General features: G+C 60.0%; 20 protein-coding genes and 1 pseudogene. 10 read left to right on the top strand and 11 right to left on the bottom strand.

The window, feature by feature from the left end:
* Positions 1 to 20 precede the first annotated feature (20 nt).
* Positions 21 to 1475, bottom strand: coding sequence for a hypothetical protein (locus LPU83_RS52785; protein ID WP_024313868.1), 1455 nt, complete (start codon positions 1473 to 1475; stop codon positions 21 to 23).
* Between the two features lie 83 nt (positions 1476 to 1558).
* Positions 1559 to 3637 (bottom strand): putative bifunctional diguanylate cyclase/phosphodiesterase, encoded by a 2079-nt coding sequence (locus LPU83_RS52790; protein WP_024313869.1) that lies wholly within the window; start codon positions 3635 to 3637, stop codon positions 1559 to 1561.
* Between the two features lie 326 nt (positions 3638 to 3963).
* Between LPU83_RS52790 and LPU83_RS52795 the strand changes: the two genes are divergently transcribed.
* The 5 genes and pseudogenes from LPU83_RS52795 to LPU83_RS52815 all read left to right on the top strand — a co-directional run bounded on the left by LPU83_RS52795 (position 3964) and on the right by LPU83_RS52815 (position 9134).
* A complete protein-coding gene (locus LPU83_RS52795; RefSeq protein WP_024313870.1) occupies positions 3964 to 4578 on the top strand; it encodes a 50S ribosomal protein L25/general stress protein Ctc in 615 nt (204 codons plus the stop codon).
* A 184-nt stretch (positions 4579 to 4762) separates the two neighbouring features.
* A pseudogene (locus LPU83_RS52800) lies at positions 4763 to 7122 on the top strand (EAL domain-containing protein).
* Positions 7123 to 7140: 18 nt separating this feature from the next.
* Positions 7141 to 7860 carry a substrate-binding periplasmic protein gene (locus tag LPU83_RS52805; RefSeq protein ID WP_024313872.1) on the top strand — a complete coding sequence of 240 codons (720 nt, stop codon included), beginning with the start codon at positions 7141 to 7143 and terminating at the stop codon, positions 7858 to 7860.
* Positions 7861 to 7949: 89 nt separating this feature from the next.
* Positions 7950 to 8666 carry an aminoacyl-tRNA hydrolase gene (gene pth, locus LPU83_RS52810; protein ID WP_024313873.1) on the top strand — a complete coding sequence of 239 codons (717 nt, stop codon included), beginning with the start codon at positions 7950 to 7952 and terminating at the stop codon, positions 8664 to 8666.
* A gap of 3 nt (positions 8667 to 8669) precedes the next feature.
* Positions 8670 to 9134: a GNAT family N-acetyltransferase gene (locus tag LPU83_RS52815; RefSeq protein WP_024313874.1), complete on the top strand. Its 465-nt coding sequence runs from the start codon at positions 8670 to 8672 to the stop codon at positions 9132 to 9134.
* Here the strand turns inward: LPU83_RS52815 and LPU83_RS52820 are convergent.
* Together LPU83_RS52820 and clpS are read right to left on the bottom strand one after the other, a co-directional pair.
* Positions 9129 to 9512, bottom strand: a complete 384-nt coding sequence (locus tag LPU83_RS52820; protein ID WP_024313875.1) for a hypothetical protein — start codon at positions 9510 to 9512, stop codon at positions 9129 to 9131. The two genes, LPU83_RS52815 and LPU83_RS52820, sit on opposite strands and share 6 nt — an antisense overlap.
* 79 nt (positions 9513 to 9591) lie before the next feature.
* The gene (gene clpS, locus LPU83_RS52825) at positions 9592 to 9903 is read right to left on the bottom strand and encodes an ATP-dependent Clp protease adapter ClpS (RefSeq protein WP_024313876.1); all 312 of its coding nucleotides are present in this window, start codon (positions 9901 to 9903) and stop codon (positions 9592 to 9594) included.
* Between the two features lie 181 nt (positions 9904 to 10084).
* Here clpS and ychF point away from each other — a divergent pair, with 181 nt between their 5' ends.
* Complete coding sequence (gene ychF / locus LPU83_RS52830; RefSeq protein WP_024313877.1) at positions 10085 to 11188, top strand: redox-regulated ATPase YchF; 1104 nt, start codon at positions 10085 to 10087, stop codon at positions 11186 to 11188.
* A gap of 21 nt (positions 11189 to 11209) precedes the next feature.
* Here ychF and LPU83_RS52835 read toward each other — a convergent pair whose 3' ends face one another.
* Positions 11210 to 12289 (bottom strand): hypothetical protein, encoded by a 1080-nt coding sequence (locus tag LPU83_RS52835; protein ID WP_024313878.1) that lies wholly within the window; start codon positions 12287 to 12289, stop codon positions 11210 to 11212.
* 81 nt (positions 12290 to 12370) lie between these two features.
* Here LPU83_RS52835 and LPU83_RS52840 point away from each other — a divergent pair, with 81 nt between their 5' ends.
* Positions 12371 to 12841, top strand: coding sequence for a MaoC family dehydratase (locus LPU83_RS52840; RefSeq protein WP_024313879.1), 471 nt, complete (start codon positions 12371 to 12373; stop codon positions 12839 to 12841).
* Positions 12838 to 13305: a MaoC/PaaZ C-terminal domain-containing protein gene (locus LPU83_RS52845; RefSeq protein ID WP_024313880.1), complete on the top strand. Its 468-nt coding sequence runs from the start codon at positions 12838 to 12840 to the stop codon at positions 13303 to 13305. Before LPU83_RS52840 ends, LPU83_RS52845 begins: the two co-directional genes overlap by 4 nt.
* 9 nt (positions 13306 to 13314) lie before the next feature.
* Here LPU83_RS52845 and LPU83_RS52850 read toward each other — a convergent pair whose 3' ends face one another.
* The 4 genes from LPU83_RS52850 to petA all read right to left on the bottom strand — a co-directional run bounded on the left by LPU83_RS52850 (position 13315) and on the right by petA (position 16762).
* Entirely contained in the window at positions 13315 to 13857 is a 543-nt protein-coding gene (locus LPU83_RS52850) for an adenine phosphoribosyltransferase (protein ID WP_024313881.1), read from the bottom strand.
* Between the two features lie 115 nt (positions 13858 to 13972).
* Positions 13973 to 14866 carry a cytochrome c1 gene (locus tag LPU83_RS52855; RefSeq protein WP_024313882.1) on the bottom strand — a complete coding sequence of 298 codons (894 nt, stop codon included), beginning with the start codon at positions 14864 to 14866 and terminating at the stop codon, positions 13973 to 13975.
* A gap of 26 nt (positions 14867 to 14892) precedes the next feature.
* Entirely contained in the window at positions 14893 to 16170 is a 1278-nt protein-coding gene (locus LPU83_RS52860) for a cytochrome b (protein WP_024313883.1), read from the bottom strand.
* A 13-nt stretch (positions 16171 to 16183) separates the two neighbouring features.
* Positions 16184 to 16762: a ubiquinol-cytochrome c reductase iron-sulfur subunit gene (gene petA, locus LPU83_RS52865; RefSeq protein ID WP_024313884.1), complete on the bottom strand. Its 579-nt coding sequence runs from the start codon at positions 16760 to 16762 to the stop codon at positions 16184 to 16186.
* Positions 16763 to 17047: 285 nt separating this feature from the next.
* Here petA and LPU83_RS52870 point away from each other — a divergent pair, with 285 nt between their 5' ends.
* Entirely contained in the window at positions 17048 to 17980 is a 933-nt protein-coding gene (locus LPU83_RS52870; protein WP_024313885.1) for an endonuclease/exonuclease/phosphatase family protein, read from the top strand.
* Here the strand turns inward: LPU83_RS52870 and LPU83_RS52875 are convergent.
* Positions 17936 to 19855 (bottom strand): ABC transporter ATP-binding protein, encoded by a 1920-nt coding sequence (locus LPU83_RS52875; RefSeq protein ID WP_024313886.1) that lies wholly within the window; start codon positions 19853 to 19855, stop codon positions 17936 to 17938. The two genes, LPU83_RS52870 and LPU83_RS52875, sit on opposite strands and share 45 nt — an antisense overlap.
* A gap of 182 nt (positions 19856 to 20037) precedes the next feature.
* On the opposite strand from LPU83_RS52875, the gene LPU83_RS52880 reads away from it, so the two are divergent.
* Complete coding sequence (locus tag LPU83_RS52880; protein WP_029709931.1) at positions 20038 to 20247, top strand: ribbon-helix-helix domain-containing protein; 210 nt, start codon at positions 20038 to 20040, stop codon at positions 20245 to 20247.
* A gap of 61 nt (positions 20248 to 20308) precedes the next feature.
* Here the strand turns inward: LPU83_RS52880 and LPU83_RS52885 are convergent, their stop codons facing one another.
* Entirely contained in the window at positions 20309 to 22165 is a 1857-nt protein-coding gene (locus LPU83_RS52885; RefSeq protein ID WP_024313888.1) for an ABC transporter ATP-binding protein, read from the bottom strand.
* Positions 22166 to 22284 lie beyond the last annotated feature (119 nt).

Raw genomic sequence — 22284 nt, forward strand, 5'->3', positions numbered from 1 at the left:
TTGGAGCTGTTACGGCAAACTCAGTCCGCGCCCTTGATGACCTGGCCATTGATCGTGACGGATCCGTTTCGCGCAACGCTGATATCCCAGCGCTGGCGCCCGTCAGGATCAGTCTTCGCAAAGCCCTTGGCCATCATCAGGCCGAACGAGACCTGATTGAGATCGGCATTGGTCTTTGCAAGCTCCTGAACGGCGGCAATGGTCTTGTCGAGATCACGCGCCAGAACGGTCGCATCCATGGAATAATCCTTGGAGGTATCGACGCGACCGCGGATCTTTCCGGAAATCTCGGCATCATAGACGCCCGACACCGCACTGATCTTCGGGAAATCCATCACCAGTTCGCCGCCCTTGAAGAGGCGCTCGACAGCCTTCTTGCCGCTCTCTTCCGAGGAAGCGCCGCCGGTGAAATCGACCTTGAGGAACTCATCGCCGAAGGCAGTGAAATCCATGTCCTCAATTGCGAACTGCAGCTGCAATTCCCGTGGCACGAAGGCGGAATAGGCCGCAGGGACGATCGCGCTCGCAAAACTGATCTGCTGCGCCGTCAAGCCGACGCCGAAACGCGTAGCATCGGTCGGGCCGTCGAGCGTGACGTCGTAGTTGACGTTCTTCGCACCACCGTTGCCCGCAGCACTCGACACGGTGAGATTGTTGAAGTCGATCGTTTCGTTGAAGCTCGTGAGCAAAGGGAAGGCATCGCGAAGCATCGCCTTCAGCTTGTCGCTGTCTGCCCCGGCAAGCTGCTTTTCGTCGGCATGATCGACCGCAAACAGGATGATATCGCGAACCTTGTTTGCCGGCAGGCCGTTGACAGCGGCTGCGAAATCGATCGCGTCGGCGCGAATTTCGACCGGTGGCACCTCGCGACTGCTGATCTTCTCGAGGAATCCTGCAGCGGAGCCGCTGGTGGCGAAATTCGTCGTGCCAGCCGCTGCGCCATCCGCTGACGTCAGCTTGTACGTCATGCCATCAAAGCTGGCGCTGACCTCGTCGGCCTCGCTCTTCGACGAAAAATTTATGGCCTTCGTGGAAAAGTCGCCCGAGCGAAGATAGCTGATCGCCGGGTCGAAAATGCCGCTGAAGATGAAGGCATCGATGGCATAGGTAAAATCGGTTCTCGGCTGTCCGGGCGCCGTGAAATTCCCGGAAACATTGAGGGAATTGTTCCCTTCGACGCTCCAAAGGCCGGTATCGAGTGGTGTAGCGAACATCGACCAAGGCGTCAGGCCGGTGATTGCAAAGCTGCCCGGCTCGACCTTCTTCAAGAGCTTCACGAAATCATAGATGATCTCGTAGCGTGTCCCTGCTGGGTTCACGGTCACGAAGCCGTCTTTTGCCACACTCTTCGGCAGCAGCTTCGTCAGGCTTTCCTCGACCTGCTTTGCCCCGGCCTGGTTGATGTCGGCGGCATAGGCTGCAGATGCCAAGGCGAGCGCAATCGTGCTCGTTGCCGCAATGAGATTGACCCGCATACCTGAATTCCTCCGCCGCTTGCGTTTTGCGAGCATGTGAGGTTTCCGCACGACAGATGTCAAGGCGTGTTGCAGCGCCGCAGTCAGGCCGCCGCGTCGGTCTTCACGGCAACTGTCGAGCCATCGACTACGCCTGCACCGTCAGCATTGACGAAGGCCTCGATGTCAAGACGCGGCATCGGCCTTCCGAACAGAAAGCCCTGCACCTGCATGCAACCTTCGCGGCGAAGGAAATCGACATGCTCCTCCCGTTCCACGCCCTCGGCGAGAACCGGAATATCAAGGCTCTGCGCCAGAATAAGCGTCGAGCGGACAATCGCAGCCGACTGTTTGTTGGTGACGACGCCGTCGACGAAGGCACGATCGATCTTGATCTTGTCGAACGGGAAACTCTGCAACGTCGACAGCGAGGAATAGCCCGTGCCGTAGTCGTCCATTGCCACCTTGACGCCAAGCGCCTTCAGCCGCCGGATGGCATTCAGCGCATGCCCGTGGTCGGCAATGATGCCGGATTCCGTGATCTCGAGCTCGAGCCGCGGAGCCGCCAGACCCGTTTCCACCAGGATCTGATGGACGATCTGCGGCAGGCGGCTATCGGCGAGCTGCTGGGCCGCCACGTTGACGGCTATGTTCAACGGGTTCCTCCAGCTGGCCGCTTCGACGCAGGCGCTGCGCAGCACCCATTCGCCGAGTTCCATGATGAACCCCGTCTTCTCGGCGATCGGGATGAATTCCGCTGGCGAGATATGGCCGCGCGTCGGATGCTTCCAGCGCAGCAGCACTTCGAAGCCCAGCACCTCGCGCGTCACGGTATCGTTCTGCTGCTGATAGAACAGTTCGAATTCGCCCTTCTTCAGCCCTTCACGCATCTCGATCGCCAGCGCGTTTCGTTCCCGCGCCGCCTCGTCCATCGAGGGGTCGTAGAAGCAGATGCTGCTTCCCGCCGTCGTCTTGGCGCGGTACATGGCGACATCGGCCTGCGAAAGCAGGTCGTCGATGGTGCGCGCCCTGTCAGGGAAACTGGAAATGCCGATGCTGGATCCGACGCTGAGCGATTGGCCGTTCCAATCGACAGGCCGCTCGATCTCGTCGAGCAGGCGTTGTGCTACGCTCCTGGCCTCCGAACGGCCGGCATGATCGCGCATCACGACCACGAATTCATCACCGCCGACGCGGGCTGCAAACTGTCCCTTCTGCATGACCTTCGCCAGCCGCTCGCCGATCGCCCGGAGCACGGCGTCACCAGCGGCATGACCGTGGACGTCGTTGATTTCCTTGAACCGATCAAGGTCGAAGCAGAGGACGGCGACGTTCCAGCCGATTTCATGGGTGTTTTTGGTGGCAGTCGCCAGATGTTCGTTCAGCGCCGAGCGGTTTGCAAGGTTCGTCAGCGGATCGTGTAGCGACAGATGGCGATAGCGGGCGACGGCCGCTTCGGTCGACTGCATGTCGATGATGTAGGTGGAGGCGCCGAGAAGCAGGATGATGATCATGACTGCGCCGACAAGGCTGGTCATCACGCCGACGGAGAGAATTTCGCGGGGGACGGACACGGTTGCGTCGGGAACAATCGTCATGCCCGCCATGCCGAGGAAGTGCGTCGAAACGATTGCAAGGATCAGCGGCAGGGCGGCGGCGACCGGGCTGAAACGTGTCGTCGGGCGGGCAACCCGGCTCGTCACGAAGGCGCCGAACCCGGCCGCTGCAATCAGCGAGCAGATGACATAGGCGCTGTTCCACTGGATATCGCCGGCCACCCTGTAGCCTTCGATGCCGACATAGTGCATGGCTGCCACGCCAAGTCCGACGATGGCGCCGCCGGCCTCGACAAGCGCGTCCCGGCTTCGCATCGAGGCCACGGTAAAGCCGATCATCGTGGAGGCGATTCCAATGAAAAGCGACAGCAGCGTCAAATCGGGCTCATAGCCGCTGAGCGCCGGCGCCCGGAAACCGAGCATGGCAATAAAATGCGTCGTCCAGATCGTCGCGCCGCCAACGAACCCTGACAGGAACAACCAATTGAATTTTTGGAGCCCTTGGGTGCGCCGAACCCGCGAGAAAAGCCGTACCGTCAGCAAAGAGCCGAGAAGGCAGATGACCGTTGCAAAGATCAGGTGCGGCCAGCTATGGTCGACGGCAATGCAGGAGACGAGACGGAGCATGAGAAGGACCAGGTTGTGATTGGTCCCTGATAGCCGCCGTGACATTCTGTATTCGTTAATCTCGCGGGAAATCCGGCTTTATGGTTAAGCCTTCGCGATCGCCTTCAATTCTGAAATCGTTCCCTCGCCGACAGCGTGTCCGGGTTCCTGGCCGTTGCCGATGGCAAGGGAGCAGCTTGCGTTTCCGGTGCATCTATACTATAGCGCACGCGTCCGCGCAGACACCCTTGGAGGCAACGCGGATGAGGATGGGGTAACCCGCCTCCAGTTCCGCGGCAAGCATTGGCCTGCGCGGGGCTCTCCAAATAACCTCGGAAGGAAAAGTCATGAGCCACGAAAGCTACGAGCTCAAGGCCGAGGCGCGCGAACGGGTTGGTAAGGGGTCCGCCCGTGAACTTCGCCGCAACGGTTTGATTCCCGCTGTCATCTATGGTGACAAGCAGGCCCCCATTTCTATCGCTCTCAGCACCAATGAGGTGACGAAGCGCATTCACGCAGGTGGCTTCATGACCACCATCGCGACCATCGAAGTCGACGGCAAGACGTACAAGGTTCTGCCGAAGGACTATCAGCTCGATCCGGTCCGCGACTTCACGATGCACGTGGACTTCCTGCGCGTTTCCGGCAACACCCAGGTTACCGTTGAAATCCCGGTTCACTTCATCAACGAAGAAAAGTCCCAGGGTCTCAAGGCTGGCGGCGTCCTGAACATCGTTCGTCACGAAATCGAAGTGCAGTGCCCGGCCGATGCGATCCCGGAATTCTTCAACGTTGACCTGAGCGGCAAGAAGATCGGCGACAGCATCCACATCTCCGACCTCACCCTGCCGAAGGGTGTGGCGACGGTTATCGCGGACCGTGACTTCACGATCGCAACGATCATCGCCCCGGCTGGCGGCGTTGACGAAACGGTCGAAGAAGAAGGCGAAGCCGAAGCCTGATCGCTTCCATAATTTGTAAAGCATAAGGCCCGCTTTCTGACGAAAGCGGGCCTTTTCATTTGCGCGCGAGGAGCCCGTTTCAGCAACATTTAATACATTTCATGGAAGCATGCCGGTAGGTTTTTGAAGACCGGCGGGCGTAGAAAACCGTGAACGCAAAGTGCGGCTGGGGGCAAACGGAACAATGAACAATTCCGTTGAAAATCGTTTTTTGGCAATCATTTGCGGAGCTTTGCTCCTCTTCGTTGCTCCACTGTTCGTGCTTTTCCTTTTTCTTTCTTCCGAGCGCGCAGACAAGGAAATACGCGACCACATCTCGGTTCTTCTTGTCGCCATTCTCAGGCGCTCGCAAAGCCGCTCTGGGACCTCGATGATGACAGCGTAACCCAGATCAGCGCGACGACCGTTTCGCAGGGCGCCATCGTCAAGGTTCAGGTCCGGGATCAATCCGGCCAGCTCGACGTGACGCAATCGACAATACCGAAATCGTTCAACGGCAATCTCGTCCAGGTGTCGCGCGCGATCATATACAATACCATCGACGGCCCGAAGAATCTGGGCACCATCTCCGTCTTCTATCCGGCACTTGGCCTCTTCTCCGGCCTCAAGCACGAAGAGGTCGTCTTCATGTCGATCTTCATCTTCGCAGTGCTTGCCGTCTTCAGTGCGGCATTGATCGGCAATCGCATCTTTATCATCCGGCCGCTGATGCGCCTGACGGCAGCCGTCGAGGCCACCCGTCAACTCGGCTCGCGGCATCACGTCAACTGGCAATCGAACGACGAGATGGGCCGTCTGGCCCGCGGCTTCAACGAAATGCAATCGAAGCTCGAAAGCGAGGAATGCGAATTGAAGCTCGCGCATCGCCGTGCTGTCGACATCTACGACCTGACGCCGGCCATGCTGTTTTCGCTCGATGAGGATGATCGCATAACCGCCGTCAGCGACTACTGGCTCGTCGCGACCGGCTACGACCGGCCGCGCGTGATCGGCTGCAGGTTCGCAGATCTCGTGACATCCGATACGCGCGAAGCCTTCCTCAAGCGAAAGAACGACCTCGACGGCGGCGCCGCAGTCGACGTGACGGTAAAGTTCATATGCGCCGATGGCAGCCTCATGGATGTGCTCATCCTGGAATCGACAGCAGCCACTGCGGGTCATGACCGGCTCTCGCTATCGGTCATGACCGATGTCACGGAGCTGAAAGCCTCCGAAGCACGCAACCACCAGCAAGCCATCCGGGATCATCTGACCGGCCTGCTGAACCGCCAGGGCTTCGAAACGGTGCTCGACGCCAAGATCCTCGAAGTAGACGCCGCCGGCCAGGAACTCGCCTGCCTGTTCGTCGATCTCGACCGCTTCAAATGGATCAACGACAATCTCGGCCATGCCGAGGGCGACAGGGCGCTGCGTGAGTTTGTCGACCGGCTGAAGAGGCATCTGGCGCCATCGGATCAGGCGGCCCGCCTCGGTGGTGACGAATTCGCGATCCTTCTGCCGGCAAAGGACGCGGCCCGGCGGGCAAGCGCAATGGCCGAGCAGATCGCCTCCATCTTCATCGAGCCGTTCGGTCCGGATCTGCATCTGAGCGCCAGCGTCGGCATCGCCATCTACCCGCGCCATGCCTCGAACGCCGCCGAGTTGTTGCAGAAGTCGGATATGGCCATGTACGCGAAGAAGCGCGACGGCAAGAATGGCGCGCAACTCTTCGACACCAGCATGATGGACCACACGCGCGCTCGCGCCGAAATCGAGAACTATATTGAAGCCGGTCTCGCGGAGGACTGGTTCGACGCCTACCTGCAACCGATCGTCAGCCTGAACGGCCGCGGCGTTGCCGGTTTCGAGGCACTCATGCGCCTCAATCATCCGCAAAAGGGTTTGATGGCACCGGCGCAAATCATCAATGTCGCGGAGGAAACGGCCAAGATCGTTCGCGTCGGCAACGTCATCATGGAAAAGGCGATCGCCCATCTTGCGGCCATTTCCCGCCTCCCCGGCATGCAGGACAGCTATCTCGCCATCAACTTCTCGCCGCTGCAATTCGAAGCTGCCCTGCCCGCGCGGCTTGCCGCACTGCTCGGCCGCCACGGTATCCGCCCCCAGCGCATCGTCGTGGAAATCACAGAGGCGGTGCTGATGCACAACAATCCGCAAATCCGCACGATTGTCGCCGAGATGCGCCGCTTCGGCTGCCGGATTGCCCTCGACGACTTCGGCACGGGTTATTCGTCGCTGAGTTATCTCAACCGCTTCCCAGTCGATATCATCAAGATCGACCAGTCGTTCACGCAGTCGATCAACGACGCCAACGACGACGTTCGCGACAAGAGCCGTACGCTGGTGGAGAGCATCACAACGCTGTCTCACAAGATGGGGTGCATCGTCATTGCCGAGGGCATCGAGAGAGAGGACGAATGCCAGACCTTGCACAAAATGGGCCTCGACTTCGGCCAGGGATACCTATTCCATCGCCCGCAGCAAGCTGCGGCTCTGATCGAGCGTCTGTCTGCGACTGAACAGCGCATTGCGCGGGCCTCTTGAACCCAGAAAGGCAACACCATGAAGAAACTGCTGCTTTTCACTCTTTTGAGCATCTGCGCCTCCAGCCAAGCCATTGCAGCCGGCGTAATGCTCGCCACCGAGGAATACCCTCCCTTCAGCTACCGTGATGGAAAGACAATCAAGGGCGCTTCGGTCGAGCAAGTCGAAAAGGTCATGAAAGACGCCGGCATCGACTACAAGATCGAGATGATGCCTTGGGCCAGGGCCTACAATCTCGCCCAGACCACGCCTATGAGCTGCGTTTTCACGACCGCTCACAGCGCGAAACGCGACCCTATGTTCAGGTGGGTCGAGCCGTTGCTGGTCGATCGCAACATCCTCATCACCAGGTCCGGGTCAGGTGTGACAGCGAAGAACCTTGAGGAAGCGAGGCAATATACCGTCGGAACACAGCGCGACGATTATACAGAGGTGACGCTGAAGGAGAACGGCTTCACCAAGCTCGACGTCGCCACCGACTTCAACGCCACACTGCGCAAGCTGCTCAATGGTCGCATCGACATGATGCCGATCTCCGAGATCTACTTCGGCAAGCTCAAGGCGGAACAGCCGTTGGAGAAGCTCACGCTGCTCTCCTCACAGCCGATGGGGATCGCCTGCGAGAAGGACTTCCCAAGCGATCTGCTGGCCAAGATGCAGGCCGCGTTGGACAAGCTGATCGGCGATGGCACACAGCAAACCATCTTCACCAAGTATGGTCTAAGCTCGGCAGACTGATTTTTCTGCGCTTGCGGCCTCCGCGCCTTGACTTTGACGCCGTTTCGCGGTGGTGAACGATAACGCACATTTCAAGGAATGAACGAGCCATGCTGATCATCGCGGGTCTCGGCAATGCCGGCGGCAAGTACGCCGGAAACCGCCACAATATCGGCTTCATGGCTGCTGATGCCATCCACCGCCGCCATAATTTTTCGCCTTGGTCGAAGAAGTTCAAGGCTGAGATCGCCGAGGGCGAGATCGCCGGCGAGAAGGTGCTGCTCATCAAGCCGCAGACCTACATGAACCTCTCTGGTGAGGCCGTCGGCGAGGCCATGCGCTTCTATAAGCTGCAGCCCACCGACCTCGTCGCGATCTATGACGAACTCGACCTGCCGCCGGGCAAGGCGCGCCTGAAGACGGGCGGTGGCCATGGCGGCCACAACGGCATCAAGTCGTTGGACGCCCATTGCGGCAAGGACTATCGCCGCCTGCGCCTTGGCATCGGCCACCCCGGCGTCAAGGAACTGGTGCAGCATCACGTTCTCGGCGACTTCGCCAAGGCCGATCAGGCGTGGCTTGAGCCGCTGCTGCATGCCCTTGCCGACAACGCCGACATGCTGGTTCGCAAGGAAGACTCTCAGCTGATGAACAAGCTGGCGCTGGCGCTTGGCGGAAAAGCCGAAGAAGAAAAGCCGAAGCCGGAGAAGAAACCAACGGCGAAGTCTCATATCCACCAGGCTCGCAATCACAATCAGCCGAAGATGCCTGCAACCGGCCCGATGGCCGAAATGCTGAAGAAGATGTTCGGCAACAAGGGCGATTGAACCATGTCTGCCGGCGCGCTCATCATTCGCGCTGCTAAGGCACGCGACCTGCCCGGCCTGCTTGCCCTCTATCGTGAGCTGAACCCTGCCGATCCGACCATGGACCGCGCGCACGCCGAAGAGCGGTTTGGAGCTATCCGCGCGCAACCCGGCATGACGGTCTTCATCGGCGTCGCGGGCAAAACCGTCGCGGCGTCGGTGACGCTGGTCGTCGTCCCCAACGTGACCAGGAATGGCGCGTCCTATGCGCTGATCGACAACGTCGTCACCGCGGCCGATTACAGGCAGCGGGGGTATGGACGAGCCCTGATCCGGTACGCCAGCGCCGCAGCCTTTAAGGCCGGCTGCTATAAGGTGATGTTTCTGACCGGCTCGAAGGATCCGGCAACACTGCGCTTCGATGAGAATTGCGGCTTCGTCCAGGACAAGACCGGCTATCAGATCAGGCGACCGGCAGCCGGCTCATAGCAGCCCGATCGTGTGGAGCCTGAAAAGCAAGAGGTTCCAGACCCACGAAAGACCCCTTTCGATCAGCCAGGCCATGGCAATGGAAACACCCGGCGAAAACAGCATAGCCAGCAGACCGCCGACGACGCTCAGCATGCAGGAAATGCGGAAATTCTTGAGGCTGTCGAGACGATAATAGCCGCTGTCGTCATATTCGGTCCCGAAGAGCAGATCCGGAAGATTGTAACCACTCGACAGTGGCAAATCCATCAGAGGCCTGTCGGTTACGCGGTCAGGCAGAACGTTGAAGACCGCCCGGCAGAGATGACCGATCGCGCCAAGAAGGGCAAAAAGCCCCGCCGCCACAAAGTAGTGCCATGTTGCTGCCTCGCCCTGCATGAACGCCTCCGCTGCTGCGGACATTCTGCCTGAAAACAGCGGATGTCAGATTAAGGAGCCTGGTTAAGAGATCGCCAAGCTATTCCTCGGGCTCCGCCGTCAACATCAGCGGAAACCCGGCCTGCTTGGCATAGTCCATCGCCTCCTTGACCTTGGTCTCGGCGATATCCTTCGTGCAGACCACGACGACGCTCGATCCCAGCTTGTGCGCCGTCATCATCACGCGGTAGCCGACCTCCTCGCTCATGCGGAACACAGCCTTGAGGATCATCACCACGAATTCGCGCGGCGTATAGTCGTCGTTGAAGAGAATGACCTTGTAGAGCTTCGGCCGATCCAGCTTCGGTTTCGACTTTGTCTTCGGTTTAAGGGCAATACCGTTGTCACTCATCGGAAACCCACCCGTTGATGACATGGAGAGGCGAGAACAGTGCATCGATATCTATATTGCGCTGCAAAGGCGGGCGTTCAACCCCTCAGAATGCAAGAGACTTGCGCGAAAAGCTTGACCGCAAGGCGCGTTTTATCCCATAGCCAGCACCAACGAATTCAAGAACAGCAGGTTTCAGGCCATGGGCTTCAAATGCGGTATCGTCGGTTTGCCGAACGTCGGCAAATCGACCCTCTTCAACGCGCTGACCAAGACGGCGCAGGCGCAGGCGGCGAACTATCCCTTCTGCACGATCGAGCCGAACACCGGCGAAGTCGCGGTGCCGGACCCGCGCATGCAGAAGCTCGCAGCGATCGCCGGCTCCAAGGAAATCATCCCGACCCGGATCTCCTTCGTCGACATCGCCGGCCTCGTGCGCGGTGCATCGAAGGGTGAAGGCCTTGGCAACAAGTTCCTCGCCAACATCCGCGAAGTCGATGCCGTCGTGCATGTGCTGCGCTGCTTCGAGGACGACGACATCACCCACGTCGAGGGCCGCATCAACCCGGTCGGCGATGCCGACACGATCGAGACCGAGCTGATGCTCGCCGACCTCGAAAGCCTTGAGCGCCGCGTCGAGCAGACGCGCAAGCGCGCCGCCAGCAAAGACAAGGAATCGCTGGCGCAACTGCCTGTCATGGAAGCCGTGATCAAGCTCTTGAACGAGGGCAAGCCTGCACGCCTGCTTCTCAAGACGCTGGCGCCTGAGGAGATCGAGATCCTCAAGGGTCTCAACCTCCTGACCTCGCATCCGGTGCTCTACGTCTGCAACGTCGCCGAAGCCGATGCCTCGACCGGCAACGAGCACACCAAGGCCGTGGCCGCCATGGCGATGGAACAGGGCGCCGAATGCGTCATCATATCGGCTGCGATCGAATCCGAAGTGGCACAACTGCCGGAAGAAGAAGCCGTGGAGTTCCTGTCGGCGCTCGGCCTTGAGGAAGCCGGTCTTGATCGGTTGATCCGCGCCGGCTACCACCTGCTCGACCTGATCACCTATTTCACCGTAGGCCCCAAGGAAACCCGCGCCTGGACGATCGTCCGCGGCACCAAGGCGCCTGCCGCCGCCGGCGTGATCCACACCGATTTTGAACGCGGCTTCATCCGCGCCTTCACGATCGCCTATGACGACTACATCAACTTCAAGGGTGAAGTCGGCGCCAAGGAAGCAGGCAAAGGCCGGGACGAAGGCAAGGAATATGTCGTCCAGGACGGCGACGTGATCCACTTCCGCTTCAATACCTGACGCGAACTGAGAAACTGCCGCCTATGCCGGTGGCAGTTTCTCCTGCATGGCAGCCGGCAGCGTCCGTATGACGAGCCGCCGGAGCGGCATCCATCCGGTGCCGATGACGAGCACGATCGCGCCGACGGTCAGAAGCGTGATGTAGATGTAGGTATCGACAGAGGCGTCCCCCTGGCGGAAGATGCCGTAGAGCGCAAAGCCCAGCGACAGTAGTCCTGACGTCACGAATGCGCGCCGGTCGATGATGAGGCCGATCAGCATGAGCGCGACGACCGTCGCAACCACCACGGGCGTACGAAACGATACTGTCTGCAGCGCAGCAAGCGTACCGCCGCTCAGACCGGCAAGCGAAATGACGCTGTAGAGCAAAGCCGGTGCTGCGCCGAGATGGAGCCAGAAGGCAATATCGGAATTGACTGTACGACGAAGCGGGTCGCGCAGATCGAATTTCATGGCCAGTGCGAAAAGACCGACCGCGCATATGATCGCGATGATCGACAACACGACGGGATGATTGACCTCGAAGAGGGGATCGCCGCTGAGCCAGCCGAGGGTGCGCAAAACCAGCTGCAGAACAACCACCGCCGCCCCTATGATCGTGAGCGCAAGGGCGAGCGGGATGCGATACAGCAAATAGAAGAGACCGAACACAACCGGAAAGGCGAGCGTGTACTGCAGTGCCACGTTGCCGCCTATGGCAATGACAGCAGGGGAGCCTTCCAGCCAGCGCGCAGCCACCACTGCGGTCCAGAGCGCAAGCGTGACGGTCAAGGCGACAGCAGGCAATGCCAGCCTCTGGCGTCGAACAAGGATCTCCGCAAGAACGACGATTGCCGGCAACACCGCGAAGACCGAAGCGATGCCCCACAGCCCTGCCAGCGCCACGATGATGCCGATCGTAATCAGCACATCGTGAAAGCCGCGCACGAAACTCGGCGTCTCGGTGTCTGAGAAAGCTGTCGGCTCCGCGCGCTGCTCCACCGGCTGGCCATCCGCCTTGACGCCGCGCTCGATCAGAAACGGCAGAAGCCGCTCAGCAGCCCGGACTGGAATGATACCCTCACGTGTGGCTTCATCGAGGATCAATTTCAATTCGGGCATGGTCAAAATCTCGCGGGGTTCGTTGAGTCGCGTCGAATGCTATTGTAGTCGTTCTGAAACGCCAAAGCGGGGAAGAGAAATTTGTCCGATCAGAAACTTGCCTTCGAAGATTTCCAGCCGGGGCGACGTTTTGCACTCGGCCCGAGGCCGGTCACGGCAGCGGAGATCATCGCGTTCGCCCGCGAATTCGACCCGCAGCCGATGCATCTCGACGAGGCGGCCGGCCGCGCCAGCATCCTCGGTGGGTTGGCAGCATCCGGGTGGCATACGTCCGCACTGTTCATGCGCATGATGGCGGAGAGCTTCCTCATCAACTCGTTCTCTCAAGGCGCGCCCGGCGTCGATGTCATGGAATGGCGAAAGCCTGTTCTTGCCGGAGACACGCTTTCGGGCCATTCGACAGTCATGGAGACCCGTGCGCTGCGCTCCAGGCCCGGCATCGGCATGGTGAAGTTCCGCCATGAGGTTGAGAACCAGAAAGGCAAACTCGTCTGCGTGGCCGAGAATTCGATCATGTTCGTCCTGCGTGAAGCGCTGGAGAAGACCGCATGATCATGGCAGAACGCTACGCCAGCGGCGAGAAGACCGAAATCGGCAGCTACCTATTCACGGCCGAACGGATCGTTCGCTTTGCCGAGCGCTTCGACCCTCAACTGTTCCACATGGACGCGGAAGCCGCAAAGGCTACGCTCTTTGGCGGTCTCTGCGCTTCGGGATGGCACACTTGCGCGGCATGGATGAAGACCTTCGTCGCCTACTGGAGCGCAGAATGCGCTCGACTGACCGGCGAGGGCATCAAGCCGCCCAAGCTTGGCCCCTCCCCTGGCTTTCAGAAGCTTCAGTGGCTGCGGCCCGTCTTCGCCGGCGAGGAAGTGACTTATTCCGTCACGTTTCTTTCCAGCCGCCCCCTGGCGTCGCATCCGGGGCGTCGGTTGAACACTATCGTCTGCGAGGGCGCGATCGCTGACGGCGCGCCGGTCATCCGGTTCGAGAGCACCGTCATCGAATTCGAGTGATCGCGGGGCTCAGTGGCCTGAGAATTCCACCAGGGTTCGAACGTCGACGCCGAGATCCTCCAGCTTCCTGCGGCCGCCGAGATCCGGCAGGTCGATGACGAAGCAGGCTGAAACGACCTGCGCCCCCATTTGCCGCAGGAGCTGTGTGGCGGCCACCGCCGTTCCTCCAGTGGCGATCAGATCATCGACGAGGATGACCTTCTCGCCTGGCTGCACCGCATCCAGGTGCATCTCCATTTCGTCGACACCATATTCCAGGCTATAAGCGACACGCACGGTATCGCGTGGCAGCTTGCCTTTCTTGCGGATCGGTACGAACCCCGCCGAAAGCTGATGCGCCACCGCACCGCCCAGAATGAAGCCCCGCGCTTCGGTTCCGGCAATCTTGTCGATCTTCAGGCCTGCATAGGGCTGCACCAGTTCATCGACGGCGCGGCGGAAGGCGCGCGGATTGCCGAGAAGCGTGGTGATGTCACGGAAAATAATGCCGGGCTTTGGGTAGTCCGGGATGGAGCGGATGCTGGCTGCAAGCTCCGAAATCGTATCACTCATGGAGTATCCATATTCTGCAGGGCTTCATTCGGCGCACCCTATCAATTGCCACTGTCGGAACCAACAAAAAAGGCGGCACGAAGGCCGCCTTTCCCTAGATCCTGGAGCAAAGCTCTCAGTGTTCCTTGTTCGCATAGACCGAACGCTTGGTCAGATAGATCAGTCCCGTGAAGATCACCAGGAAGACCATGACCATGAAGCCGGTGCGCTTGCGATCTTCGAGATGCGGCTCGGCAGCCCACATCAAGAAGGACGAGACGTCCTTGGCGTACTGGTCGACCGTCGCCGGCGCACCGTCGTCATAGCTCACCTGGCCGTCGGACAGCGGCTTCGGCATCGCCAGAGCAGCGGCATTGGCGAAGTACGGGTTATAGTGCGTCCCATCGGCCACCTGAACGCCGGCCGGCGGCTGCTGGTCGTAGCCGGTCAGCAGCGAGTAGATGTAGTCAGGGCCACCTTCCTGATAACCGCCGACGAACGGGATCATGTCGATCAGGAATTGCGGGAAACCACGTTCGATGCCGCGCGCCTTGGCAATCAGCGAGAAATCCGGGGGCGCCGCGCCATTGTTGGCCGCTGCCGCCGCTTCGTGGTTCGGGAACGGCGATGGGAAGTAATCCGACGGGATGGCCTTGCGGGTGAACATGTCACCGCTGGCGTTCGGACCGTCCTGAACCTCGTAGTTGGCGGCAAAGGCCTTCACCTGAGCGTCCGAGTAGCCAAGATCCCCAAGCGTTCGGAAGGGCACAAGGCTCATCGAATGACAGGCCGCACAGACTTCCGTGTAGACCTTCAGACCGCGCTGCAACTGGCCCTTATCGTAGTGGCCGACAGGGCCGGCAAAGGTCCAGTGTTCATGCTTGGGATGAAGCAGCGGATAGTGCGGCGTCTCGCCTTCGGCATGATGCGCCGGCTCGGCGCCGTTCGAGGCGGCTTCCTGGGCGAATGCTGCGCCGCTCAAACCGGCGACGACAGCAAGCGACAGGAGGCTTGTAACAAGCTTTTTCATGTTTCTCTTCCCTTCCTGTCGCACGCTCAGGCCTTGACCGGCTCAGCGGCGGCAGCCTTGTTGCGCTTTTCCAGAACCGCTTCCGTAATTGAATTTGGCAAGCGGCGCGGCGTCTCGACGAGGCCGAGAACCGGCATGGCGACCAGGAAGAAGGCGAAGTATAGCAGCGTGCAGATCTGCGAGATGGTGGTGAACAGGCCCTCGGCAGGCTGGGAACCGAGCCAACCGAGAACGATGGCATTGGCGACGAACAGCCAGTAGAACACCCTGTACCACGGGCGATAGACAGCCGAGCGAACCTTCGACGTATCGAGCCAGGGCAGGAAGAACAGCACGATGATGGCGCCGAACATGACCAGGACGCCGGCGAGCTTGGAGTCGATCGGTCCGATGTTGAAGGTGATCGAGCGCAGCATCGCGTAGAACGGCAGGAAGTACCATTCCGGAACGATGTGGGCAGGCGTCTTCAACGGATCAGCCGGAATGTAGTTGTCCGGGTGGCCAAGGAAGTTCGGCATGTAGAAGACGAAGTAGGCGTAGACCAGCAGGAAGATCGACACACCAAGCGCATCCTTGAGGGTCGCGTAAGGTGTGAAGCGAACGGTATCCGTCTTGGTCTTGACCTCGACGCCGGTCGGATTCGTCTGACCGACAACGTGCAGCGCCCAGATATGCAGGACGACGACGCCGGCAATGACGAAGGGCAGCAGGTAGTGCAGCGAGAAGAAGCGGTTCAGCGTCGGGTTCTCGACGGCGAAACCACCGAGCAGGAACTGCTGGATCCACTCGCCGACCAGCGGGAATGCGGAGAAGAAGCCGGTGATAACGGTCGCGCCCCAGAAGGACATCTGACCCCAGGGCAGAACGTAGCCCATGAAGCCGGTCGCCATCATCAGGAGGTAGATGAGGACGCCGAGGATCCAGAGGATCTCACGCGGCGCCTTGTAGGAGCCGTAGTAGAGACCACGGGCGATGTGCAGATAGACGGCAACGAAGAAGAAGGAGGCGCCGTTGGCGTGCATATAGCGCAGCAGCCAGCCATGGTTGACGTCACGCATGATCTTCTCGACGGAGTTGAACGCAACCGTCGTTTCCGCGGCATAGTGCATGGCAAGCACGACGCCGGTTAAGATCTGCACGATGAGCATGACGGCAAGCATGGCGCCGAAGGTATAGGCATAGTTCAGGTTCCGCGGAACCGGATATGCGACGAAACTGTCGTAGACCATGCGCGGCAAAGGCAGGCGCGAATCGATCCACTTCTCTAGGCCGGTTGATGGCTCGTAGCTGGAATGGCCACTCATAAATCAGTCCCCCTCAACCGATCTTGATTACTTTATCGGAAATGAACGAATAGGTCGGGATCGCCAGGTTCTGCGGCGCCGGACCTTTGCGGATGCGGCCGGCCGTATCGTAGACCGAGCCATGGCAGGGACAGAACCAACCATTGTATTCGCCGGCCTGGCCGAGCGGGATGCAGCCGAGATGGGTGCACGAACCGATCATGACGATCCAGTTTTCCTTGTCCTTGCCGGCGGAACGGTCAACGCCAGTCGCCTGGGCGTCTGAAGGCAGGTTGGCGTTGCGCGCGACCGGATCCTTCAGATCGGACAGCGCAACCTCATCGGCAGCCTTCACTTCCTCAGGGGTACGGTTGCGGATGAAGATCGGCTTGCCGCGCCACTTGGCGGTCAGCGACATTCCGGGCTCGAGGCTGGAAACGTCGACTTCGATGGAAGCCAGAGCCAGCGTGGAGGCATCCGGACGCATCTGATCGATAAACGGCCAAGCGACCGAAACGGCGCCGACAGCGCCCGCCATACCAGTGGTGAGATAAAGGAAATCACGGCGAGTGGGCTCGCCCGTGATCTCGCTTGTCGTTTCGTGTTCGCTCACGGCTTAAACCATCCTCTACGCAATTTTTGCGGAACTCCGCCTTCCCCTCGCGGCGGCGAATCTGTCGCGACACAATTCGACCTTAGATTCCCCACCAATCCGGCGCGTTCTAAGCTTGATCGCAAATTATGTCCAGCCTTGGCAAGGCCATGTGGGCACAATGTCGCGGGAATTTTCAGATGATTTTCGAAGACAATCACATGCTTGCCACAGTTGTGCATTGCACCAATTCGAACCTCGTGCTAGGCGACCGCCACAAACCTCTCCCCATCCCAGCGCCCGCCGATGAAAGACACTTTATACTGCATAGGGAGTGTTCTCCTCTCGCTGTTACTGGCGCTGGTGTCTTTGCGCTATATCACACATGTGTGGCTTCTGGCCTTCGTCTATAGCTTTCAGATCCACTTTGCTCTGGTTGCGATCGCAGGCTGCCTGGTCCTTCTCATCCTCAGGCGGCACTGGTATGCCTACGTGCTGCTTTCCATCGCCGCGATGTTGCTTGGACATGGCGTGATCATGCTGCGGGAGTTTGAGGCACCCCCGGCACGTGCCGAGACGCCACCGCTTTTCAGGCTGATGTCCTTCAATATCGAGCACGAGAACGTCTCCAATGCAGCCCGCATTGCGGATTTCATCATCGCCTCGAATGCGGATGTCGTGAACATCCTGGAGGCTGCACCCCTTCGCCCGCACATCGCGCGCCTGTCTGGCACATATCCCTATCACATAGGCTGCGGTGCGGAGACCAACGAATGCGACACGCTTGTCCTCTCGAAGCGGCCGTTTGTCGACAAGAAGGTCAGCAGCCTAGGTGAGCTTTGGCGCAACCGGCTGACGCGCTCTGCCATCGACTTCGACGGAACCAAGGTCAATTTCCTGGCAGCCCACCTCGCCAAACCCTATTTCGATGACTTCCAGACAGACGAACTCGTCGATCTCAGATCGGCGGCAGGTGCGATCGACGGCCCGCTCGTTCTTGCCGGAGACTTCAATTCCGCAATCGCCGACCCACACATCCAGCGTTTGATGCGCAGGGCCGGCTTTCACTCCGTCTTTCCGGAACCGGCGACCTGGCCGATCAGGGCGGGCCGCCTCGGCATCGGCATCGACCACGTCCTCGCCCGCCCTCCGCTGCGGCTGAAGTCGGTCGAACGGATCGAAGACAATATGGGGTCAAACCACTTTGGCCTCATGGCCGAGTTTGCGGTCGACGGTTGACAGAGGCGTCGACGCCTCGAAATCGGTGGCGAGGAACCCGCCTGATTGCCGTGCCCAGAGTTCGGCATAGAGACCGCCACGCTTCAGCAGGGTCTCGTGTGTTCCCTCTTCGATGATCTCGCCCTCGTCGACGACGATCAATCGGTCGAGGGCGGCAATGGTCGAGAGCCGATGCGCGATGGCCAGCACCGTCTTGCCTTGCATCAGGCCGATCAGGTTGGATTGGATTGCCTCTTCCACCTCGGAATCCAGCGCCGAGGTGGCTTCGTCGAGCACGAGGATCGGCGCATCCTTCAGCATGATGCGTGCAATCGCGATGCGCTGGCGCTGACCGCCGGAGAGCTTCACGCCACGTTCCCCGACATGTGCATCGAAGCCGTTGCGGCCATTCTGGTCCTGCAGGCGCTCGATGAAGCCAAGCGCTTCTGCGCGCCGCGCCGCCTCCATCAGCCGCGCCTCGCCCGCATCAGGGCGCCCAAACAGGATATTGTCCCGGACCGAGCGATGCAGCAGCGACGTATCCTGGCTGACGACGCCGATCTGCATGCGCAGGGTTTCCTGCCTGACGGCTGCAATGTCCTGGCCATCGACCAATATCTGTCCGCCTTCGAGGTCGTAGAGGCGCAACAGCAGGTTCACCAGTGTGGACTTGCCAGCACCGGAGCGCCCGACGATACCGACCTTCTCCCCCGGTTCGATCGTCAGCGAGAAGTTGTCGATGACACCGCTTTCCCTGCCGTAGTGGAAGGAGACGTTCTCGAAGCGGATGCCGGGCTGTCGGATGACAAGGTCGGGCGCGTCGGGGCGATCGACCAGTCCGAGCGGCTGCGAAATCAGCTCGGCAGCATTCTGGATCGTGCCGAGGTTGCGCATGATGCCGTTGAACTGGGTCATCAGCCGACCCAGAAGGAAGTTGAGGCGCAAGACAAGCGCAAGCGAGAACGCCACAGCACCGGAACTGACAAGGCCGGCCAGCCACAAATGAACGCAGAGCGCCGCCATCGTGACGATCATGATGCCCGAGAGCAGCGCCATCGAGGCGCGTACGCCGGTGATGAAGCGCGTGAACCGCAGCACCGTCTCCTGATAGAAGTCGAAGCCTTGCCGCATGTAGCGGTCGCTCTCCTCATCGCGCGCAAACAGCTTCAAGGTCTGGATATTGCTGTACGCGTCCACCATGCGCCCGTTGATCATCGAGGCGGCTTCAGCTGTTTGGCGGGAATGAAACCGGATGCGCGGCACGAAATAGCGCGCCAGAACGGCGAAGGCGCACAGCCAGCAGAGCACGACCACGGCAAGCGAGAAATCGAGGCCTGCGACGAGCACCAGCGTCGTCGCCGCATAAATGCCGACGAACCAGACACTCTCCATCAGCGACGTGACCAAGTCGCCCGTGGCCTGCCCGGCCGACCAGACCTTGGTGACGATGCGACCCGAGAAATCGCTTTGGAAGAAGGACAGCGATTGTTTCGAAACATGCAGATAGGATTGCCAGCGCGCCAGGTTGTAGAAGCCGGGCGTGATCACCTGCTGATCGACGAGCGCGATCAACAGCGCGACGACAAAGCGGACAATGCCGATAAGAACGAGCATGCTGAACAACTCGGCGCCGTGCGCGGCAAGGAGACCGCTCCAGCCTGCCGCCGGCGTGATCGTCGAAAGAATATCCACGAGCCGCCCGACGAACCAGAACAGTGCCGCCTCGATCGCCGCCGACATCCCGCCGAGCAGGAGCATCGCCACGAACGGCGCCTTCGCTTGACCGATATAGAACCAGACGAATCCAAACGTAGAGCGCGGTGGTTGAATGTTTTCCCGCGGCGCAAAGGGATTAATCCAATTTTCGAAAGCACGGAGGAGTCGTTTTATCAGCATATTTGCGATATAGGCTTAATAGCCGGAGCGGGAAAGCGACGGCCCCAGGGCGCAACCCTATATTTTCGTAACAATCGGTAACAACAACGGCATCGTCGTTGAATGAGACTGACCTCGTCACAATCTCGGGGTACAATGGATTCTTACGGGAGACGGCCGCGATGCAAGCAAGAAAGGCAATCATGTCGAGTATTCCGCTGCCGCTTGCGGCACGACTTGATGCACTCGTTGAACAGTTGGACATATCCTACGACCAAGCTATTGCCGAGGCGATCTCTGCGTGGATCGATCGTGAGGAAGAGCGGCGTCTGTTCGCATTGCGTACGCTTGCGTCGACCAATAGCATGCTTGTCGAAGGAAACCGGGTGAAAGATTGGGCAGACAGCCTCTGACCCCACATCCATAGACTTAAAAAGAGAAGCCCTCTCCGCATCTGCAGGGAGGGCTTCTGGTTTATTCGGCCGCCTCTTCCGCCTCTTCCGAATGATCGGCCAGGAAGCCGCCCGATTGCCGGCTCCACAGGTCCGCATAGATGCCGCCTTGTTCGACAAGCTCGACATGGGCGCCGGCCTGGATGATCCTGCCCTTGTCGAGCACGATCAGACGGTCCATCTCGGTCAGGGTCGACAGGCGATGTGCGATTGCAATCACCGTCTTGCCTTCCATCAGCGCGAACAGGTTCTCCTGGATCGCCGCTTCGACCTCGGAGTCGAGCGCCGATGTCGCCTCGTCGAGGACCAAAATCGGCGCGTCCTTCAAGAAGACGCGGGCGATCGCGATGCGCTGGCGCTGACCGCCGGAGAGCTTGACACCACGCTCGCCAACCTGCGCGTCGAGCCCCTTGCGGCCCTGCATGTCGACAAGCCCGTCGATGAATTCCCAGGCGTTGGCCCGCTTGGCGGCTTCGATCACCTGGGCATCTGTCGCCTCGGGGCGGCCATAGGCGATGTTGTCGCGGATCGAACGGTGCAGCAGGGAGGTATCCTGCGTCACGACGCCGATCAGTTCGCGTAGGCTCTCCTGAGAAACGGTCGAGACGTCCTGCCCATCGATGGTGATGCGGCCAGCCTCCAGATCGTAGAAGCGCAGCAGCAGGTTCATCAGTGTGGTCTTGCCGGCGCCGGAACGACCGACCAGACCGACCTTCTCGCCCGCCTTGATGTCGAGAGAGAGACTGTCGATGACGCCCTTGCCCTTGCCGTAATGGAAGCGGATGCGGTCGTAGTGGATTGCACCCTTCTTGGCAGACAGTTGCGGCGCGCCCGGCTCGTCGACGATGTCGTGTTTCTTCGTCATCATTTCCATGCCGTCATAGACCGTGCCGATGTTCTCGAACAGCGCCGAGACCTCCCACATAATCCACTGCGACATGCCGTTGACGCGCATGGCAAGACCGATCGCGATGGCAATGGCGCCGACGGAGATCTGTCCGTTCAGCCAGAACCAGATGGACAGGCCCGACACCACGAACAACGCCACGCAGTTGTTCATGTAGACGGCGATGTGAAACAACGTGACGCGGCGCATCTGCGCATGAACGGTTCCAAGGAACTCCTCCATACCGCTACGCGCATAGGTCTCCTCGCGGCCGGCATGCGAAAACAGCTTGACCGTCGCGATGTTCGTGTAGCTGTCGACCACCCGACCCGTCATGATCGAGCGCGCATCCGCCTGCTGCGCCGCGATCCTGCGCAGCCGTGGCACGAAGTAGGACACGATGGCGACGTAGACGGCGAGCCAGACGAGGATCGGGATCATCAGCCGCCAGTCGGCAGCAGCGATGACGATGATCATCGACAGGAAATACGTCACGACATAGACGAAGACATCAAGGATCTTCATCGTCGTTTCACGCACCGCAAGCGAGGTCTGCATCACCTTCGTCGCAACGCGTCCGGCAAACTCGTTGGCAAAGAACGTCATGCTGTGACGCAGCAGGAAGCGGTGCATCTGCCAGCGCGCGATCATCGGGTAGTTGCCGAGAAGCACCTGATGCATGATGAGCGAATCTATGCCCGCCGCCAGCGGCAGGCCGATGAGGATCAACGCTCCCATCCATGCCAGCCTCGGCCACTCCGTTTGCAGGAACGTTGCCTTGTCGGCATTCGTCAGCCAGTCCACGATGTCGCCGAGGAACTGGAAGAGAGCCACCTCACCGACGGCGATCAGCGCCGTCAGGACCGCCATGATGGCAAGCCACGGTGCTGCCGGCTTCGTATAGTGCCAGCAAAAAGCAAAAAGGCCCTTCGGAGGAGCAACCGGCTCCTCGCTCGGGAAGGGGTTAAGTCGCTGTTCGAACCAGCCAAACATGAAAATGCTCCGAAACTTCGCAGTTCCGGCCTCCCGGCTCGGCCAAAAAGGGGGCGCTTGAGCTCATATGGGAACCGGATGTTCACGAGGCGAGGCCACGACAGCCGCGCAATGGATTA

Origin of the sequence: Rhizobium favelukesii, from assembly GCF_000577275.2 — a bacterium.
In the GTDB taxonomy this organism is placed as follows: Bacteria; Pseudomonadota; Alphaproteobacteria; order Rhizobiales; family Rhizobiaceae; genus Rhizobium; species Rhizobium favelukesii.

Coding starts and splice junctions, on each gene's coding strand:
- LPU83_RS52860 (WP_024313883.1), bottom strand. CDS start 16,170: ATGAGTGGCCATTCCAGCTACGAGCCATCAACCGGCCTAGAGAAGTGG.
- LPU83_RS52850 (WP_024313881.1), bottom strand. CDS start 13,857: ATGAGTGATACGATTTCGGAGCTTGCAGCCAGCATCCGCTCCATCCCG.
- LPU83_RS52790 (WP_024313869.1), bottom strand. CDS start 3,637: ATGCTCCGTCTCGTCTCCTGCATTGCCGTCGACCATAGCTGGCCGCAC.
- LPU83_RS52835 (WP_024313878.1), bottom strand. CDS start 12,289: ATGCCCGAATTGAAATTGATCCTCGATGAAGCCACACGTGAGGGTATC.
- LPU83_RS52885 (WP_024313888.1), bottom strand. CDS start 22,165: ATGTTTGGCTGGTTCGAACAGCGACTTAACCCCTTCCCGAGCGAGGAG.
- LPU83_RS52805 (WP_024313872.1), top strand. CDS start 7,141: ATGAAGAAACTGCTGCTTTTCACTCTTTTGAGCATCTGCGCCTCCAGC.
- LPU83_RS52785 (WP_024313868.1), bottom strand. CDS start 1,475: ATGCGGGTCAATCTCATTGCGGCAACGAGCACGATTGCGCTCGCCTTG.
- LPU83_RS52845 (WP_024313880.1), top strand. CDS start 12,838: ATGATCATGGCAGAACGCTACGCCAGCGGCGAGAAGACCGAAATCGGC.
- LPU83_RS52795 (WP_024313870.1), top strand. CDS start 3,964: ATGAGCCACGAAAGCTACGAGCTCAAGGCCGAGGCGCGCGAACGGGTT.
- LPU83_RS52820 (WP_024313875.1), bottom strand. CDS start 9,512: ATGCAGGGCGAGGCAGCAACATGGCACTACTTTGTGGCGGCGGGGCTT.
- LPU83_RS52880 (WP_029709931.1), top strand. CDS start 20,038: ATGTCGAGTATTCCGCTGCCGCTTGCGGCACGACTTGATGCACTCGTT.
- ychF (WP_024313877.1), top strand. CDS start 10,085: ATGGGCTTCAAATGCGGTATCGTCGGTTTGCCGAACGTCGGCAAATCG.
- pth (WP_024313873.1), top strand. CDS start 7,950: ATGCTGATCATCGCGGGTCTCGGCAATGCCGGCGGCAAGTACGCCGGA.
- clpS (WP_024313876.1), bottom strand. CDS start 9,903: ATGAGTGACAACGGTATTGCCCTTAAACCGAAGACAAAGTCGAAACCG.
- LPU83_RS52815 (WP_024313874.1), top strand. CDS start 8,670: ATGTCTGCCGGCGCGCTCATCATTCGCGCTGCTAAGGCACGCGACCTG.
- LPU83_RS52855 (WP_024313882.1), bottom strand. CDS start 14,866: ATGAAAAAGCTTGTTACAAGCCTCCTGTCGCTTGCTGTCGTCGCCGGT.
- LPU83_RS52870 (WP_024313885.1), top strand. CDS start 17,048: ATGAAAGACACTTTATACTGCATAGGGAGTGTTCTCCTCTCGCTGTTA.
- LPU83_RS52875 (WP_024313886.1), bottom strand. CDS start 19,855: ATGCTGATAAAACGACTCCTCCGTGCTTTCGAAAATTGGATTAATCCC.